This is a genomic window from Vibrio sp. 1F253, from assembly GCF_041439295.1.
GTDB classification, from domain to species: Bacteria; Pseudomonadota; Gammaproteobacteria; order Enterobacterales; family Vibrionaceae; genus Vibrio; species Vibrio tasmaniensis_A.
Genome location: NZ_JBGONU010000049.1, coordinates 1 through 20,493, shown reverse-complemented (window position 1 = coordinate 20,493; position 20,493 = coordinate 1). Strand labels below are relative to the sequence as shown.

7 protein-coding genes and 2 pseudogenes are annotated in these 20,493 nt (G+C 43.4%); 4 read left to right on the top strand and 5 right to left on the bottom strand.

The genetic code is table 11. The features are described from left to right. Window positions 1-71 precede the first annotated feature (71 nt). Window positions 72-1,076 carry a catabolite repressor/activator gene (cra, locus tag ACED28_RS19040; RefSeq protein ID WP_371710473.1) on the top strand — a complete coding sequence of 335 codons (1,005 nt, stop codon included), beginning with the start codon at window positions 72-74 and terminating at the stop codon, window positions 1,074-1,076. Between the two features lie 109 nt (window positions 1,077-1,185). On the opposite strand, the gene ACED28_RS19035 is transcribed toward cra, so the two are convergent. From ACED28_RS19035 to nirB, 4 genes are all read right to left on the bottom strand, one after another. Next, window positions 1,186-2,976 carry a protein kinase gene (locus ACED28_RS19035; protein WP_371710472.1) on the bottom strand — a complete coding sequence of 597 codons (1,791 nt, stop codon included), beginning with the start codon at window positions 2,974-2,976 and terminating at the stop codon, window positions 1,186-1,188. Window positions 2,977-3,143: 167 nt separating this feature from the next. Further along, on the bottom strand, window positions 3,144-4,613 hold the full coding sequence (locus ACED28_RS19030; RefSeq protein ID WP_371710471.1) for a NarK family nitrate/nitrite MFS transporter: 1,470 nt from the start codon (window positions 4,611-4,613) through the stop codon (window positions 3,144-3,146). A gap of 142 nt (window positions 4,614-4,755) precedes the next feature. Continuing rightward, window positions 4,756-5,100: a nitrite reductase small subunit NirD gene (gene nirD, locus ACED28_RS19025; RefSeq protein ID WP_065679434.1), complete on the bottom strand. Its 345-nt coding sequence runs from the start codon at window positions 5,098-5,100 to the stop codon at window positions 4,756-4,758. A 139-nt stretch (window positions 5,101-5,239) separates the two neighbouring features. Beyond that, entirely contained in the window at window positions 5,240-7,822 is a 2,583-nt protein-coding gene (gene nirB, locus ACED28_RS19020) for a nitrite reductase large subunit NirB (protein WP_371710470.1), read from the bottom strand. 472 nt (window positions 7,823-8,294) lie between these two features. On the opposite strand from nirB, the pseudogene ACED28_RS19015 reads away from it, so the two are divergent. Beyond that, window positions 8,295-10,893: pseudogene (locus ACED28_RS19015) on the top strand (molybdopterin oxidoreductase family protein). A 116-nt stretch (window positions 10,894-11,009) separates the two neighbouring features. After that, window positions 11,010-11,138: pseudogene (locus ACED28_RS19010) on the top strand (IS3 family transposase); the annotation flags it as partial. A gap of 176 nt (window positions 11,139-11,314) precedes the next feature. On the opposite strand, the gene ACED28_RS19005 reads toward ACED28_RS19010, so the two are convergent. Then, a complete protein-coding gene (locus ACED28_RS19005) occupies window positions 11,315-12,274 on the bottom strand; it encodes a peptidoglycan DD-metalloendopeptidase family protein (RefSeq protein ID WP_371710469.1) in 960 nt (319 codons plus the stop codon). A gap of 259 nt (window positions 12,275-12,533) precedes the next feature. Between ACED28_RS19005 and ACED28_RS19000 the strand changes: the two genes are divergently transcribed. Continuing rightward, window positions 12,534-20,493 (top strand): hypothetical protein (locus ACED28_RS19000; RefSeq protein ID WP_371710468.1); only part of this gene is annotated, 7,960 nt, incomplete at its 3' end.

Genomic DNA, 20,493 nt, shown 5'->3' with positions numbered 1-20,493 from the left:
ATATAATTCAACTAATCCAAGGATCAGAAGATTGGTTATATGATCCTACGCACAAAATACAGGTCACCCATATGACACTAGATGAGATTGCCAAACTAGCCGGTGTGTCGAAAACGACAGCCAGCTATGTGATTAATGGCAAGGCGCAGAAATACAGAATCAGTGAAAAGACTCAGCAGAAAGTAATGGCAGTGGTGGAAGAGTATAACTACCGACCAGACCATGCTGCTTCCTCGCTGCGCGCTGGTAATAGCCGTTCATTTGGTTTGATTATTCCCGATCTGGAAAACAGCAGTTACGCGCGTTTAGCAAAACTGATCGAGCAGAACTCACGTAAAGTGGGCTATCAGATTTTGATTGGTTGCTCAGATGATGACGCTGAAACCGAGCGAAAGGTCGCTGAAGCCTTGGTAAGCCGTCGTATTGATGCCTTGCTGGTGGCGAGCTCAATGCCAGACGCCAATGAGTTTTACTTGAAGCTACAAAACTCAGGCACACCAGTCATCGCGATTGACCGTCCTTTAGATGATGAGCACTTTGCCTGTGTGATCAGTGAAGATTTCGAAGCTGCATTTGAACTGACGCATTCGATTCTTGATGACAGTATTCATAGTGTTGGTTTGATTGGTGCACTGCCTGATCTGAACATTTCACGTGAACGTCAGCTCGGTTTTGAAGCGGCAAATAAAGCACATACTCAACAAACAGGGCTAACAGAAAACAAGCCGATGGTAGTGGGTTATGGCGAGCACTTTGACCGAGAATCAGGGCGCGAGGTTTTTGAGGGTTGGATTGCAAAAGGCACGGTTCCTGATGCGATTGTGACTATGTCTTACACCTTGTTAGAGGGTGTGTTGGATGTAATGGTTGAAAAACCAGAGCTGATTAATCAAGTAAAACTGGCAACCTTTGGTGATAACCGACTGCTCGACTTCTTGCCTTTTAAAGTCCATTCACTGCCGCAGCAGTTTGAAGTAATTGCCGACAGCGCTTTTGCTTTGGCGTTAAATGCATCCGCTAAGCGTTACCAAGCGGGTATTGAACTCGTGCCGAGAAGTTTAGTGAGACGAGGCTAATTCCAGTTAGTTTAAACAAGCTAGGTTAGACTTGGACACTTAGCTCGAACTTGGACACTTAGCTCGAACTTGGAGTTAACTCGAACCTGTAATTAACTCGAACTTGGAGTTAACTCGAACCAAGCAATAAGCCCAACTCTACAATGGCAACAATGCCGAGCAACAAAGCCAACACCTTCCAAAACTGGATTGGATTTCGGTTTATCAAAGGTTGCTTGGCTTTGCTTTTCACCAAACTTTGGTTTGGCGTGTAAAGGTCTGCCACAAAATCCCCCAACACTTGATGACGCTCGCTCGGCGATTCGGCGCAGGCTTTTTGTAACACCAAATCCACCCAGCTTGGTAAGTCAGTTCGTTTTTGAGTGATGGGTTGGTATTCCCACTGATGATGACGAGATTGCTTAAGTGATTGTGCGGTCATTTCAGAGTAGGGCAATTCACCAGTTAGCATCTCATAGCCGATCACAGCGATAGAGAACAAATCTGAGTTGGTGGTCGCGGTGTTATGTTTGATGGTCTCGGGTGCAATGTAATTGACCGCACCTAATGGAATGTCGTCTTTGTCTGCGAGCTCTCCCTCTTCAAGTCCTCTGACTAATATAGCGCCAAGGTCGATGATTTTTATCTCACCATCATGTTGAAGCATAATGTTCTCGGGCTTTAAATCTCGGTGCACCATGTCTGCGCGTTGTAATACTCGAATACCTTGTGTGATTTTTTCTAGTATGTCGCGTACTTCATTGAGTGACGGTTTTGGATTGTCGTACATCCATTGTCTTAGCGTGATGCCTTCAACCCATTCGCAGATTTGATATAAGAATTGCGAGTTCTCTGGCGTTGGGTAGACCTTCATTACCTTCTTATTGTTTAGCAAGATCCCCGCCCATTGTTCATTAAAGAAAGCTCGGAGTTGCGACGGGCTATCGTGATATTGAACGGAAGGGACTTTTAACACGAACTCGGTTTGTGTCTCTTTCTGCATCACACGATAGACATGGCTTCTTGAACCTGCATACAGCACCTCAAGGACCATAAAGTTATCGATGCTTTGGCCAAGTTTTAGCGCCGGTGGAATCGCGCGTTTAGCCAGTTTCTCATGGAATTCAATCAGCGAAGGTTTAGGTAGGTGACTGACTTGGACAATCAAGCAGCTTACGTTGTCTGAACTGTTGTGGCTTAAAGCGGTGTTACAGATCGTTTGTGCGGCGTATTCGAAATCCGCTCCAGGCTTATCGATGTGTTCTTTGAAAGTATTGGGAGCAACAAATCCATGCACGCCGTCAGAGGTCAGGATAAAGCAGTCGCCTTTCTTGATAGGCAGGGTTTGATAGTCAACGTTGAGTTGGTTGTCCATGCCTAAGGCACGTGTTAGATAATGCTTCTGCCCCATATTTTTACGGGTGTGGTCGCGAGTAAGTTGGCGTAGTTCACCATCTCTTAATAGGTAAATTCGGCTATCACCGACATGGAATATATGTGCGGTGTTCGATTTCAATATCACGCTGCTAAAGGTGGAAACGAGCGCATTGTGGTTAACTTGTTGTGCGGGATGAATATTAGAAACAGACGTGTTGAACAGCCAAGAGTTGAGGGACGTTAAGACCTTTTGAGCCGAGCGCTGAATGCTCCAGCTATTTGGCGTGGCGTAATAGTCGTCGATAAACTGCATCACGCTGGTGTGACTGGCTTTTTGGCCGTGTTCACTGCAACTCGCGCCGTCTGCTATGCATACGACACTGCCTTTCAACTCTTGCTCAGCACGAGTCTTCGGGTGTTTTACAATGATGGCGTCTTGGTTTTCATCACGTATGCCTTTATTCGAATACCCACCAAACTTAAGTGTTAGCTGATTGTTTGATTCCGGCGTGACGACTTGCCCTTGGCTGAATGAAATTGTCATAACTGGTCTTCTTCTTAACTGGCTGTCTTCTCATTTGCTTGAGAGCACATCTGAGGAAGAACAAAAGCCCTAGTGAACCTAGAGCCTTTGAACGTAGTCCCAAAGTGGTGAAACACACCTTGGTACCACTCCCGATTCAATAATATCAATGCTTCATAGCACTGAGACTAATTTGAAACATTAATCAGCGTGACACTGCCGTCGTCATTCACTTCGGCGATTTGACCGTTGGGCTCTTCCATGAACATCAGAGTAACGAAGCCTAGTACCGCTGTTCCTGCAATCACTAAGAAGAAGGTTTGGTAACTTACGAATGAAAGCACAGTTAGGTAAACCACCGCACCCACGTTACCGTAAGCACCCGTCATACCTGCAATTTGACCTGTCATACGACGTTTAATCAGAGGTACTGTCGCAAACACCGCACCTTCACCGGCTTGTACGAAGAAAGAACACGCCATCGCAGCAACAACCGCTAGCCATACTGGCCATGTGCTGTCTACTTGACCCATTGCAAAGTAACCGACAGCAAGACCAATCGTCAGAATAAGCAGTGTTGGTTTACGACCGAATTTATCTGAAATCCAACCACCACCTGGGCGAGACATTAGGTTCATAAAGGCATAAGCCGATGCAACCATACCTGCAAGAACGGGTGTTAATTCAAAGGTTTCAGAGAAGAACAAAGGCAGCATTGAAACAACAGCCAATTCAGAACCAAAGGTCGCGAAGTACAATACGTTAAGTACAGCTACTTGCTTGAATTTGTACTGGTGAATCTCTGGCACTTCTTCTTTAAATACGTTCTTATTTACCTTCCAAACTTGCGACACTTCGTACACGTAAAGTGCGGCTAAACCTGCGTAAACCGAGTTAACCGCCATGTCAGACAACATGTTGATGTTGCTTGGTGATAGCTTCCATGTCAGTAGTGCTAAAGCGGCATACATCGGGATCTTCATAATGAGTAGGAAGAAAAAGTCACCCTTTGATGTCACTTCCATTGCCGTTACTTGAGCAGGTTTGAAGTAAGTCGAACCTTTTGGTGTATCCGTTACATTTTTGTAGAAGATAAACGAGAACGCTAAGCTCATAAGGCCAGTAATACCGACCGCATAACGCCAACCATCTTCACCACCAAATGCTAGAGCGAGAGTTGGAAGCGTGAATGCTGCCGCTGCTGAACCGAAGTTACCCCAGCCGCCGTAAATACCTTCAGCTGTACCCAGTTCATTGTGTGGGAACCACTCAGACACTAGACGAATACCGACAACGAAGCCTGCACCGATAAAGCCTAATAGGAAACGAGCAATTGCCGCTTGAATGAAAGAGTCTGCCATAGCAAACATAAAACAAGGGATTGAACAGACCGCGAGTAGCGAAGAGTAGACCAATCTTGGGCCGTATCGGTCGGTTAACATACCAATCGCGACACGTGCAGGAATGGTCAATGCAACGTTGAGAATAAGGAGTGTTTTGATTTTCTCAGTTGAAAGGCCAAGCGAGGTTTTCACCATTTGCAGTAGTGGGGCAAAGTTGAACCACACGACAAAGGTGATAAAAAAGGCCATCCAACTGAGGTGTAAGGTTTTCATCTTACCCGTAAATGAAAGCAGCGAAAATTTTGTGTTATCCATGGTTTAAATCCTTTAAATCTGGAAGATTACCCGGCTTTAGCTTGTGCGTTACTTCCGAGATTCGAACGCATTAATGTGGCTAAACCCTGTGCCGAAATTGCTCACGCTGATAAAGCGTTTACATGATGATGTCGGCGTTTAGTTAACTGGCAATAGCAAGCGGTGCGAGAACCTGAACCTGCTCTCCTTGCTTGCGAACTTCAAATTTCACGAGCTTGAGTTCAGGTTGTTCAAGGCACGTGCCAGTTTCTAAGTGGTAATGCTGCTTGTATAAGGGTGAGGCGACGTAAGGCTCACCGCTTAATGAACCAATGATACCACGTGACATCACATTCGCCTTGCCGATAGGGTCGTAATTAGAGAGCCCATAAAGCGTGTCGCTGCGTTTGCAGTAAAAAATAGCCACTTGGTTATCGTCTACTTTGGCGCAAATCCCACCATTTGGGGTTAAGTCCCGGGTGCTACATACGGTTGTCCAATTTTCCATGACTTTCTCCTAGTCAAAACATAAAATTAATAATCAATTCAATTAGGGTGATAGCCGACAGCAGTTTTCTTGGGCTGCGCCACTGTCGACTATCGCTATTGGGTTTAGTTGTTACTGATTCACCCACCAGCAATTCGGCTTACGAAACTTCCGTCACTTCGATTTGGTCTGCCTTAGCTAGCTTTTCATCGCGTTGTGTATCGGAAGAAGAGCTCAAGCTCGGCTTAGGAAAACGCTGTTCTCGTTCTTTGATGAATGACAGGCTAGTGTCCATTTCTTCGCTGTTGATGTAGTGCTGGAAGCGTTTCATCTTTTCAGGGTTTTCGATGGTGGTTTTCCATTCACACTGGTATTTTTCGATGTTGAGGGCGATATCGGCCTCAAGTTCTTCAGCAACATTGAGCTTGTCTTCAATCACGACTTGTTTGAGATATTCAATGCCGCCTTCAAGGTTTTCCATCCATACTGATGTGCGTTGTAGGCGGTCTGCGGTACGTGTGTAGAACATCAGAATGCGGTCGATGTATTGCAGAAGAGTGGTTTCATCAAGGTCGGTAGCAAAAAGGTCACCATGACGAGGGCGCATACCGCCGTTACCACAGATGTAGAGGTTCCAACCTTTGTCGGTAGCGATAATGCCAAAGTCTTTCGATTGGGCTTCTGCACATTCACGAGTACAGCCAGAAACCGCAAACTTGATCTTGTGGGGTGAGCGTAAGCCTTTGTAGCGGTTTTCTAGTCGAATTGCTAAGCCAACACTGTCGTCTACGCCGTATCGACACCAAGTGCTACCCACACACGATTTCACGGTACGTACCGATTTACCGTAAGCGTGGCCAGTTTCAAAACCAGCATCGATGAGTTTTTTCCAGATGATTGGCAGTTCGTTAAGTTGCGCGCCAAACAAATCGACACGCTGACCACCGGTGATCTTGGTGTATAGGTCGAACTCTTTTGCGACTTCGCCTAAAACGATCAGCTTGTCGGGTGTGATTTCTCCGCCAGCAATACGCGGAACCACAGAGTAGGTGCCGTCTTTTTGCATGTTGCCGAGGTAAATGTCGTTGGTGTCTTGCAGTTCGATGTGTTGATCTTCGAGGATGTAATCGTTCCAGTAAGATGCCAAAATTGAACCGATTGCTGGCTTACACACGGTACAACCTAATCCGTTTCCGTGAGAATCTAACAACTCATCGAAGGTCTTAATCTTGTTGACGCGGATGATGTCGGTAAGCTCTTGGCGAGAATAGGCAAAGTGCTCACAGATATCGTTAGAAACCTCGACACCTAGGTTACTCAGCTCACTATCGAGAACCTGTTTAGCAAGGGCAGAACAACCGCCACAACCTGTTGAAGCATTGGTGGTTTCTTTCAGTGCCGCCATGGTGGTGCAGCCAGCAGATACCGCGTCTTTAATGTCACCTTTGGTCACATCGAAACATGAACAGATCACAGCGCTATCAGGCAGAGCTTCAACACCCATTGCCGAACCTGAATCATCGGCCACGTTAGGTAAAATCAATACCGATGGGTTTTCAGGAAGAGGCATGTCATTTTGCTTGATTTGCAGTAGCGAACCGTAAGCCTCTGCATCACCAACTAGTACCGCACCGACAATCTTCTTACCATCAGCCGATATGATCAGGCGTTTGTAAACTTGTTCAATTTCATCGTTATAGGTATACGATTGAGCGCCTTCTGTTTGGCCGTGTACTTCGCCAATACTCGCTACATCAACACCCAGCAATTTGAGCTTGGTACTCATGTCGGCACCAGTAAACGCAGCGTCGCTCGTTCCGCCGGAGACGATATGCGCAGCCGCGACTTTCGCCATGGAATAACCGGGTGCCACTAAGCCGAAGATCTTGTTGTCCCAAAGGGCACATTCACCAATCGCATACACATTGTCGATGTTGGTTTGGCAATGATCGTTAATCACGATGCCACCACGTTCACCAATGGCGATATCAGAGCTGCGAGCCAGCGCATCTTGAGGGCGAATACCCGCAGAGAACACGATCATATCGGTTTCAAGATGGGTGCCGTCGGCGAAGTTCATTCTGTAGCGAGCGTTCTCACCCGCGACTATTTCTGAGGTTGCCTTCTCGGTGTGAACTTGCACGCCAAGGTCTTCAATTTTTCTGCGTAAAAGCGCACCGCCACCATCATCTAACTGTACGGCCATCAGGCGAGGTGCGAATTCCACTACATGGGTTTCCAAGCCTAGGTTTTTGACTGCGTTTGCGGCTTCTAAGCCAAGCAGGCCACCACCAATCACCACGCCAGATTTGCTGCCTTTGCTAGATAGTTCAATGGCGTCTAGATCTTCGATGGTGCGATAAACGTGGCAGTGCTCTTGGTCGTTACCGGGAATAGGGGGAACAAAAGGGAATGAACCGGTCGCCAGAATCAAGGTGTCATAACTCTCGGTATGTCCCGATTCAGTCACAACGCACTTATTTTCGGTATCTAGTTGAGCGACTTTCTCGTTGAGAAGGTAATTGACGCCATTGCTTTGGTAATATTCTTCGCTGGTTAATGCCAAGTCATCAGCATTTCCGCGCTTGAAGTAAGCAGTCAGCTGAACTCGGTCGTAGGCCAACCTTGGCTCTTCACTAAAAGTAACCACATCAAACTCATCACTGTCTGATTGCAGGATATTGTCGATAAATTTGTGTCCAACCATGCCGTTACCCACAACGACGATTTTCTTCTTGCTCATAATCCATTCCTTATTCTCGGCGTCACCATCACTAGCATCTAATTTCTAGTCGTTAGCAGAGGAATACCGGGTTGAGATTCCACTCAATTCATAATCATCAAGGAAAACAAAAATGTTTTTTCTAAGTCTTGGTTTCTAGTGGAGCAAGGAGGGTGCCAGATTGCAGGTTGTTCATTTAAATAAAATTTAATTTATATTTTTCAGTGGTTTAAAATTTAGCAGTGACACGTAATTACCCCTAAAGTGGTATGTAAATTTTTTGTTAGATTTACATAAATGAGCGTTTGTGGTGCAGCTTTCCGCAAGATGGTGCAAAAATTAAGTTTCTATCTTGGTTAATTTGAATTCTATTCAGTATTGATATTTTGTTATTTATTAAGTGATTGTTTTTAATGTTAAATATTTCATTTTTGTCGACTGGTATTAAGTGGCGTGTTATTTGCTTGGTTTGAGTTATTACAATTATGGATAATTGAGCGAGAAACGGATGACCGATTCAAACAGCGGTTGGATAAAATCAACCTGTGCTTATTGTGGTGTAGGGTGTGGAATAGAAGCGAGACCGACATCGTTAGGAAAACTAGAAGTACGTGGTGATAAAGATCATCCATCAAACTATGGGAAGCTATGTACTAAAGGGATTGCGCTTGGTGATACTGTCACGCCTTTAGGGCGCCTAACACAGCCTGCTCATATTCAGAATGAGCAAAAACAAGAGCTGGATTGGAACAGTGCCACTCAGTTGGTTGCAGACAAATTCAATCAAACGATTGAAGAATTTGGAGCCGATTCGGTTGCGTTCTATGTTTCTGGTCAGCTGCTTACTGAAGACTATTATGTTGCCAATAAATTGATGAAAGGCTTCATCGGCAGTGGCAACATCGACAGTAACTCTCGCCTTTGCATGGCTTCAACCGTGGTCGGGCATAAGCGTGCATTTGGCGCAGACACAGTACCGGTGTGCTACGAAGATCTCGAGCAAGCCGAACTAGTTGTGATTACAGGTTCCAACTTAGCATGGTGTCACCCGGTACTTTTCCAAAGATTAAGAGCCGCGAAACAAGCCAACCCTGAATTGAAAGTTATCGTCATCGACCCTCGTTATACCGATACCTGTGAAATTGCCGACATGCACTTGGCGCTAGAATCCGGCTCAGACGTGGCGCTGTTTAACGGTTTATTGGGTTACCTCGACGATAACGACAAGCTAGATTCAGACTATATAGAAAACCACACTCAAGGCTTTACTGAAGCGATTCGTTCTGCAAGTCATTATCGTTATACCGAATCAAGTAAGTGCGACAAAAGCGTTCCTGAGCTAACAGGGCTTACTGAACAGCAACTTGAACAGTTCTACCAGTTTGTTTGCATCTAACGAGAAGGTGCTCACCATCTATTCCCAAGGCGTAAATCAATCCACACAAGGGTGTGATAAGGTAAATGCCATTATTAATTGCCATTTAGCCACTGGGAAAATTGGCAAGCCGGGCGTGGGGCCATTCTCTGTAACGGGTCAGCCGAACGCAATGGGTGGGCGTGAGGTGGGCGGCCTAGCCAATACCTTAGCGGCGCACTTTGAGTTTGGTGATCCGCAATCACACCAAACGGTGAGCGAGTTCTGGCAAACCGACAGCTTAGCCACACATGCGGGTTTAAAAGCGATCGACCTGTTTGGTGCCATGAATGAAGGCAAAATCAAAGCGGTGTGGATCATGGCAACCAACCCAGTCGTAAGCCTGCCTGACAGTGAAAAGATCAAAACCGCATTAGAGAAGTGCCCGTTTGTGGTGGTGTCGGATTGCATTGCCGATACTGAAACCACTCGCTTGGCCGATGTGGTGCTGCCCGCGCAAGGGTGGAGCGAGAAGTCGGGCACCGTAACCAACTCTGAGCGTCGAATCTCACGCCAACGCCGTATATTACCAAGCCCAGGGGAAGCCAAACCTGATTGGTGGATATTAAAAGAAGTGGCGCAAAAAATGGGATTCAAAGAGCAGTTTGATTACCGTCACGAAGGCGAGATCTTTAAAGAATATTGCGAGATGACAGCGCTCGGCAATGAAACAGGCAAAGCGCGTGACTTATGTTTAATTGGACTCACGCAACTGGATGAGAAAGGCTATGGCGAACTCACTCCACAGCAATGGCCAGTGCTAAAATATCAAACAGAGATCATTGAGCAACGTATGTTCACCACTGGCGAGTTCTTTACCGAATCTGGCAAAGCGCAGTTTATTGCAGTCGAACACGACAAACCCATTGCCGACACCAGCCTTGAATTCCCACTTATCATGAACACAGGTCGAATCCGAGACCAATGGCACACCATGAGCCGTACAGGCTTGGCCGCAGGTTTAGGCGAACACACACCAGAACCCTTTGTCGCGATGCACCCAGATACCGTTGCTGCACTTGGTTTAGAAGAGTTCGGCTTAGATGAATTTTGGCTAGATGCTTTCAACCACACCACTATTAATCCAGTGGTGAAAGTGCGCAGCGCACAAGGCGAATGCCAAGCCCGCTTAGTGGTAACCAAAGAGATGCGCCGCGAACAAGTCTTCATGCCTATCCACTGGAACGCCCCGACCGCCAAAGACAGCAAGCCATGCGACCTGATCTTGCCTCATACCGATGCCGCATCAGGTCAACCAGAATTCAAACACACACCGGTTGTCGTAGAGCCGTGTGGTTACCGCAGTGAAGCCGCACTGGTCAGCGACAAGGTGATGGATTGCAGCGGCTTTGATTACTGGGTACGCCAAAGAGTGCAGGGCGGTTTTCTGTATCGCATCTCATCATCTAAGAACCCAATGGAGCTAGTGATTCAACTTGCCAACACGCTCGATGCCCTACCAGAACCTAACACGGAGGCGATCAAATCACTCCATTATCACGGCAACAAATCATTCAAGAACTACGGCTCTGCCAAGCTGGATCAATTTGGTGTGAAGCAAGCCTTTGTGGTGAACAGCAAGCTCGACCATCAAAGCATCGACTGGCTGGTGGAGTGCCTAACCCGAGAAGCCGATGAAGAGTTTGAAGCCGAGTTTTTGAGTGCTTTGGCAAAGTAATAACTACCTCTCACTCATCCATACCTATAGCGTAAACGCCGACTATCACGTCGGCGTTTTGTTTGAGAAGACAATGTCCGCACTAGCAGTTTGGGGCACTGAGTTAAGTGAGTACAATGACTAACGAGGTCAGCAATTACGACAAGAAAAGACGAATCAAACATGCTCCTGAATTCAAAGACGAAGCGCTTAAGTTAGCAGATAAAGTCGGTGTCGCTGCTACACGACAGTTATCGTTATATGAACCATAAAACCTATGGATGACGTAATGCCGTCAAAAAGATGCGAAAATCAGCGACAGAGAAAAAAATTCGCAATTGAAAATGCCAAACTTAAACAATCGGTTGTCTTTTTAGAATGTTAAATCGTATCAGGTCGATTCGACTAAACAAGGAAACCAAGTGCTATAACAGGATGAAACCTATGTTGAGGGTTGATTTGATTGGATAAATTGAACAAGTTTTCTTTTTAGTTGTTGATGTTCTGTTTGAGCCATGTATATGAATTGGTTGCTATGGCCTTTCTCTGATTTTATATATTGTTCAAAGTTTACTGGGACTCCTGCAACCGACAGCTCTAAGTGTAAGTGAGGTCCAGTTGTTCTACCTGAATTACCAGTCAAACCGATTATCTGACCTTTTGTTATAAAATCTCCAGTCAAAACATGTCTTTCTGAGAGGTGCAGGTAGCGTGCGTAGTTTCCATCAGTATGCTTCACGGTTAGGTAATTTCCGGCAAAACGGTTATAGCGAGACTTCAAAACAACGCCATCTGACAGTGAACGAATTTTTGTACCAATAGGGGTCGCGTAATCTGTTCCGAAATGTGGTGCAATACGGTTGGTTATTGGGTGTTTTCTGTTTAAATCGAACGGTGAACTCACTCGAAAATGCAGAGGAAGAGGAAATACATAGTCATTGTTTAATTTATAGCCATTTTCATTGTAGATATTATCATCAGCCCCTCTCATTGCGAAAAATTCTATATCACTACCTGAATAGTAAAAAGCACTGACATATTCGTGGTTGGTTCCGTTGTTTCGGATTTTTATTGAGAATTTATCACCGTTATTAACTGATTTGATAATGTCAAAATTGTCTCCTAATAAACTCAATAGTGATTTTAATTCGTTATTCGTCAAACCAGAAGATAGTACAGAACTGATAAAAGTATATTTAACTACACCTGAAACCATTTCAGATGTAGGAGCAGGTGTTATGGTCGGACGGTTTTCGGAACTAGTTACGTTAGGAATTTGTTTTTTATTAATATTTGAATGGCTTACAACTATAAATATCGCGAGAGGGATGATGATAAAAATCATCAGATAACCGGATTTTAAGGCATTTAGACTTAAATGGTGCTCTCTTTTAAAGTACATAATCTATCAATCAAATTCAGTTAATGGGTCAAAGTTGGGATTAGATCATAATATTTATTCATTTTTTTATCATGTTGTTTTAGTTAATTCCTTCGTAACGACTGGTTAAAGGTGTAGGGTGTTTTTTTCAACGATAGAAAAAACAAACCTTTCACCTTTTTATTTAGCCAAATTGTACTTTATAAGTAGTTATTCTGTCATGTTGAGAAAATTACAGACGATAATATAATCGCGACAAAATATACTCTGCCAGAATACTATGTTCACTAAATATACGCACAAATCAACATTAGGTCTTATTGTTACATCGCTTTTCTTAAGCGCATGTGGTGGTGGGGAAGGTGGTGGTGATAATATCCCGCCAGCAAGGAATACAGGAAGCATCTCGGGTAACGTTTATGATGCCCCTGTAAGTGGTGCAAAGATAGAGGTGTTCGAATACAAGGATGGAAACTTGGGTAGGAAGCTGGCAAGTACAACTTCCGATGCCTTTGGTGACTATAAGGTTGAATTTGAATCTTCATCGATGCCACTTTTCATCGTAGCGAAAGAAGGCAGTTATACTGACCCTCTAACAAAAAATACGGTGTCTTCTAGTAACGGAAAAACACTCCGTTTAGAGGCCATGGTTAACTACAAGGAAGGTGGTGACCAGAGCTTAATGATAACCCCTTTGACGAACATCGTATCGGGCTTAACTAAATATAAGATTGGCAAGGGTTCATCTGATTCTGATGCTATATCTGAATCAATTAATAGCATAAATGATATGTATGGTTTCAATGTTAACGAAACCAAACCAATTGACATAACTAAAGGCGGTCAAAGTAGCTTTGCTACATCAGGACATAAATATGGCGCCTTGTTAACAGCTTATTCTTCATTTTCGAACGACCTAATCCAAAAATACGGTGAAACTCAAAGTGATATTTACACTTCGATTCATTTAGCGGATATTCAGTATCGAGATGTGATTGCTGATGGTCTTCTAGATGGGCAGGAAATAAGTGCAGTGTCAGGAGGCGTAACCCCTTTAACCTTTGGTCAGCAAAAAGTTTCTAGTGATATTTACACTAACGATTTAGCTCAGCATGTTCTGATTGTCGTCAATGATCTCAACTTAAATGTTTCAGGCACGGATGCAGGCGAGTATGTTGAGTTTAGTAATAAAGTTAACGAGCTTGGTACTAGCACAGGAACCGAGGGTGTTTTACCTCCTCGTGATGAAACTGCAATTGATACCCAAGCTCCTACAGTGTCTCGAACAGACAGCGGTGTGTTGGCTGGGGTTGATAGACTGGATATAAAGATAAACGATGAAATTGGCGTTCAAGGTGTCTCCGCGTATCTAGAATACCAATTAAATGGAGAGTGGTCTTATGGAAATAAATGTGATGATAAGACAACTTCGGGTAGTGACTTTTGTTTTATAGAGTTCAACGATTTTCAAGGGGGTCTTCGTGAAACAAGCGTAAAAGTAAGGGTAGATACCAAAGCCATCGACAATGTGGAAATCGATCCTAAAACTGATATTTCAAATGTCACCGCCGCACGTTTGGTTTTTTATACCACTGATGTATTGGGTAATGAGCTAGTTAAAACGCGTAATTCTGGTCATTACGTCGACTTCAAATGGGACAATTATGCGCCGGTAATAGAAGTCACTTCAAGCAGTTCAATAAATAATAATACCAAAGAATATGTACTTAAAGGCATTGTAAAAGAAGGCTCGCAACTGGTTGAATCAGTTACTGTTTCATTTAAAGGTGGCTTGGATGAAGTCGTTGCTTGTGGAGGATATATCTGTGAATTCAGTAAAGAATATTCAACAAGTGAGTTCGTAACACGAACGACATTTGAAATTAAAGCGAGTGATAGCAAAGGTAATATTGGTAAGAAAATACACGAAGTCGCTCGTGATGATCAGGTACCGGCACAAGTGATTAGCTATCCTGAGAATGCCCCAATGAATTACGTGAATGTTGGTGTTGATGGTGAGCGAGTAACAAAAGAAGATATCTATACGCAAGATACGTATACATCAGAGTCGGTTAACTCGACTCGTGATTACCTGAAGATCGATTACCTTTACGCAAGTAAAGGGATTTTAAGTTCAATTCCCAGTGTCGACTTTAGTAACTTCAATGTAAATCTTTTAAAAGAAAATAAAATTCCATATATTCGTGTAAGGGTATCTGACGGTAATGGCGATATCGGGTTAGGTGCTAGTGCCGAAAAACTTAAGTTAGTTGTAAAATATTACGTTAGCCAAAATAATGACAATAATTACGTGCTTCAAAAGGTGACAGATACCGTAGCTTCTAGCGCTAACATTCCACATGAGAGTATTTCGGATGAAGACGGTCATGTAAATGAAGTGGTCTACTATGTTCCCTTCGTCAAAGAAATATTGGGCGATAATTTTGATTCAACGTCGGAAAATGCCAGCCAAAAATTAGTGATTCAAACTATTGATGAATCTGAAAATGAAAGTGCCGAACAAGATGTGTATTTTCGAAGCAGTTTTGATTTACCAACGATGACGATCGTTACTCCTTTTATTGGCGCTAATGTTTTGTTAGAGGGATTAAATCCCAAGGGTGAATTTACCTCGTTAGGTAGATGCACCACGATTCAACACATAGAAAGCAATGGAGCAACCAAAGCTCTTGATGTTGCAGGATGTGATACAACAACTGATGTCGTGAACTACGATTTTATGCGGGTTCGTTTAATCGGTGTTGATGGTAATACACAGCCCTATTACTATAAATGGCAGAAAAATCCAGACTCACAGTCAGAGAAAGTTGACTTAAATAGCACAAACTTAGGTGCTTACTTTAAACTTAATGGCTCCAAGACACTTTATATTACTGAACTATCGGCATACCAAACCGGGTTGTTTGACTCTCAATGGAATCAAGTTGAGGCTGGAAATAAAACGCCTGAGGTTGCTTCTCAAATTTTAGGCGATGTCCAAAACGCTCTAGCTAATGGTAGTAACTCTTTTTTTGGGTTTGATCCGATTCTCGTATCATATGCAACGAATGAGATGCTGAAAAGCTCAATTCCAGAAAAACTGTCCAATAATTATATTCACAGATTTTTAGTGGAAGCTATTTACGATCTGACTCAAAAGCATAATATGCTCTTGAGTAGCTCTGTTGATTTTGCTTCCGCCATTTACGATGATTTGCAATATGATGGTCTAGCAAATGGTATTGGTAGTGGTGGCAAAAAACTAGTTCTAGACTCTTATGAATTTAGTTCAGATTCTTATCGGCATGATTTGGCACAGTCATATTATGACATTATGACTGTTAAATATGGTGTTGAAGCTAACTTCGCTCAAAGGTACGCCGATCATATATCAATGGCTAACCCTGATTTAAATAACAAATCAGTTATTGAGGGCGAGGGTGAAAGTATTGATAAATCACCGCCTAAGCCATCCCTGAATATCGAAAATGGTCGAGAAACATGGGTCGGAAACAAGCACTACGTGGCCGGTGTCGTTGATTCTCGAGTTGTCTTGGAAGATCCGTCTGGCATTGTTGTAAAAGCGGGGAGCCAGCCCTCTTTTTCTACTATGTGGTATGAAAAAAACAAGCCCAATGCGGGAATCCCAATTGATGTGAATATTCAAGAGTCAGGTAGTGGTGATAACTATAAAAAAGAGTATTTATTTACCCTTAATACGGAGTCTTCAGATCTTAAAGGTATGGTTGAATTCGCACTTATAACGAGTGCTATGGATGAACATCAAAATAGCTATGGCTACAATGGGCACGCTCCTCACACAGTAAGATTGTACATTGATAACGAGTTTCCCTTAGCAACGTATATTTCTCCTAGCGATGGGAACGGCCAACCTATCGACGAGAGTGTTTATTTAAACACCAATTATGTCCAAGAATTAACTTTCAAAATTGACGATATCGTTGGTGATAAGCTGAATATGCGAGGCCTTACGTTCTATAACTCGGCAACGGGTGTTACTCATGATTATGATGCTAGTACACACTTTTCAAGTAATACAGAGAAATATTTTAAGGTAAAGCTGTGCGCTGGGAGTAAATGTAGTAGTGAAGGCAACATTATTAGTCCCGAAGATGGAAGCTGGGCGGTTTATGTTAATGCTGAAGACAATTTGTCTAATAAAGTTAATCGCCAGACAACCAATGCACCTAAATTTAACGTTTTGCTAGATTCAAAAGGTCCGGTTGTTAATGGGGCTAAAACCGCTAGTCATTTAGGCGGAAATTCAAGTTGGGTTCCAGATATAACATGGAGCTTAAGCCCTGGTAGTTTGGTTGAAGTGGACATGAAGCGAGAGTCTGGAAGACGCTTCACTTTAAAACACTACGAAACAGAACCAGCGGCAAGTGCAGAACCATATTTACTAGGTACACAACCTAACGTTGAGGTTAGATTGGTGGCAGATGCGTTCAAATATAATGAGAAAAACCTATTCTACGTAACAGCAACAGACAGCTCTTATCCATCGGGTACAAATAGCGGTGAGTTCGAGTTCCAAGTTGACAACAAGGGACCTGTAATCGAATTAGCTGAACCATGGGTGGTAGATAATAACTCTGGTGAAAGTTATGTTCTTGGTTCCAACTTTACTGTGAAGCTTAACTCTATATCTGATGATTCTGACGTATCTAAAGTCGAACTCTGGCAGCAAGGTCAAGGTGCTGCAATACGTTCAATTGTCCCCAAAAATCCAGCGCAGCCCTTTGACATTGAAATTACAGAAAATCTAAGTCTGAACATTGTTATTGGCGACGATAAAAAGGCGAATTTGTATCTTAAAACTGTAGACGAATATGGGTTCGAATCTGAAACGGAAATTAGAACTGTTCTGCTAGATCGCGAAGGGCCATCACTAAAGTTAAATGGGTTTGATCCGGAAAGTTTCTATCTTGGTAATTATGTATTCAACCTTTCTGCTCAAGACTTAAATGACAGGGGAACACCTTCGTCAGAGGGTGTTAACAAAGAAACATTAGAGTATTGGACTTTTAAAGAAAACCCCTCTGATGCAAGCACCTTAGTTGGTGATGAAATGAAGATCCCTTTAGGTGGTGTAAACGATGGCGATAGTGCAATTCGCACAATAAGATTGGGTGGTTCGGACATTAGAGGAAATACGACAACCGTAGATTATGCGGTTAAAGTTCAGAACTCAATGCCATTTATTCATCCGGTGCTCTTCACATATGAAGATGATGGCAAGCCAGTTCCTTCTGTTGGTGGCCAGATACAAATTACTCGTAGTGAACCTGTAATTATCAGTATTGCTGCCGAAGACGAAAGCGGGATCCCGCTAGTTGAAGGTACTTATAAATATGGGGAACAAACCAACAACATCTCATTTTCTCAGAAAGATGGCCTTTGGGTAGCTAGGTTGACAGAGGCAGATCTAACTGAAGACGGAGCCTATCAGCTGGAATTCAAAGTTTATAATAATGTTCGCTATAACTCAGAACAAGAAAGGCCGTCTGCAACAAGGTCAGAAAGTATCAATGTGCAACGTCAAGGCGTAGCTCTGTCAATCGCAAAACCGACTGACTTCCAAAGTCATATATCGGGAAGTACCCTTAATGTTGAATTTGACCCTGTGGGTGAGGTAAAAGCGAGAACATTAGAATGTTGGGTAAGAGAAAATTACACATCAGAAGGTGTACCGGAAGATGGTCCAAACTATGCTTATTCAGGTGTTATAACTAATCCTCAAGAGAATTATAAGTGTAGCGTTACAACTGATGTGAATATGTCTGTTTCACCTGTGGTTTTGATAACTAAAACAGTCGGAACGAATGGCACTGAAACTGTTAATAAGTTCAGCTTTAATATGATGGATATCGATGCCCCTACGGTTGAACAAGACACATATCAATTTACTGGCAATGACGTTGGTTTGAACGCCGAAGGTAAGAAAGTACTGAGCTTAACATTGAGCTTCAAAGACAATCTTTCTGGTGTGGATATTAGTGATGGTAACGAACCGTTATTGGTAAGAAATCGATTAAATGTGTCTTTTGAACCAAAAAGTTGTAGCTCTAAATTGGGTATAACGACATGTACGTATACCGAGTTGTATGCCGATATCCTCTATCCAGGGGCGTTGCAGCATTTATACACGATTAAGAACTTGTCTGATATCGCCGGAAACTTGGGTTCGGATCATGCGTTAGAATTATTGCTTCCAGCCCGGGGCGATTTAGAAATCGCCATTACCAGCCCTGCTGAAAATACTTTTATTCGAGGTGAGACTCTTGAAATGAATTTCAAGGTAAAGGTCGGACAAAATGATGATCTGGAAAATATCGTCGTGACTCTAGATGATGCTTCATACAATCTAAATGATAACCCAGAGAACTTTAGCCCTTCTTTCATTAAGTGCGAGGATGACTATTCTTGCTCTACGTTTACCGCGCCATTAGGTGACAAGCTTGATGGCAAAAAAATTGAGCCGCGAATACAAATTATTGATGTATGGGGTGAATCAAAGAGCGATGAAGTCCGTGTAACGGTCGATAATAGCGTTCCAAATATTGACGATACAGTTACCCTCAATGAATCTCCGGACGATGCTAACTTGGTTAGATTCCAGTTTTCGGTTTGGGATGAAGGGAGTGGAATTGCAAGCGTTAAATACACGTTAAGCAATCCTAAGCATGTTTTCGATAAAGATGACGTTGGCGACAGCTCACACCTCTATTTTGAGCTTCCAAAAACTGACTTACAAGGAGTAAGCTCAATTCGAGTAAATGTCGAAGCAACGGATAATGTTGGTTGGGCTCAAAACAAGACAATCGATATAGATATAAGTACCCCAACCATTGGAGTGGCTTTTGATGGAATATCAAGCTTGCAAGGAGGCAAGCTTGTTTTTACCAACAACAGCCAGGTATTCAACATTACGTCTAATGAGGGGGCGAACGTAAAGGCTTCGCACTATTCTATCGATTTGATTCCTAATTCAGGTAGCACGATTAGCTTTACTGGAAAAATCGTGTCTGCTAAAGGCTCAGACACTATGACTTTTGGCGTTGATGACCAATTACCGTATAAGTACAAAGTAACGGTGACTGACTCTATAGGGCGGACCATCACTGATTTTGACATGTTCAATCGAAGTTACAATGCTCAAGGGGTTGAATCGATTGTTGATTACCAAGCGCCAGTTATCACAAGTATAACTGGTAGTCAGGATTCGATGACTCCTGTGAACGGTCAATATTATGTGAATGTTAGAGCATACCTTTCAGATAAGAACATAAGTAGTGTGGCTTCGACTGCAGATAATGGGACGGGTATCCTTGTTAATCCTCAGTCGATAGTAAAACCCGCCAATGACGGTGACCCATACTTGATACGTTACCTGTTATCACCGGGCAACTACTCGCTAAAAGTAACAGCGGTAGATTTAGTTGGTCATAAAGTTGATAAATTAATAGCTCAGAAAGTAGAAGCCGCAAGCATTCCAGCACTCGCGATATCGACAACCGCGTCAATGCCATTAGCTGGTGGCGTTGAAATTCCGCTATTGTTTACCTTTACCGAGGAGGTCAACAACTTTGAATTTTTGGATTTGAAAGTGAACGCCAGTGATGGCAACGATACCGGGATTTTGAAGCAGGCTTCTTGGAGAACGACAGACAATATAACTTGGACTGTTGACTACATAACTCCAATAAAACAGAACAAAACCATCACGATACGGGTAGATGATGATAGCTATCAAAGCGTAAATACTATCCCCGGCACAGGGGATAGTTTGGTTTTGGGGGTTGAGGGTGTGTTACCAACCCTGTCTAGCGTGAAATTTGCGCCAATGCACCAGGAAACAGGCAAAGATGTAAAAGTAACCCTTGAGTTTGATAAAAAATTACAAGAAGTAACGGCCATGCTTGGTGGTAATCAAATCAACTCACTAACTGCCACGGCTGATAATAAAGTTTGGCAGGGTAACGTTCAGGTGCCTGATACCAATGAATTAACTGTGGCTCTGATTGTAGACCAGTACAAAGATCTCGTGGGTAATGTGGGCACGCAAGACCGTACACATTCACTGCCTATCACGCCCACGTTGGTTATCACGCCAGTGAGCAACGTGGACGGCAGTAACGCCACGAACTTGGTGTTTTCAGGTACATCGACGCGTTTTGATGGCCAAGGGCTTAGCCTGGAAGTGAAAGCGCAGGGCA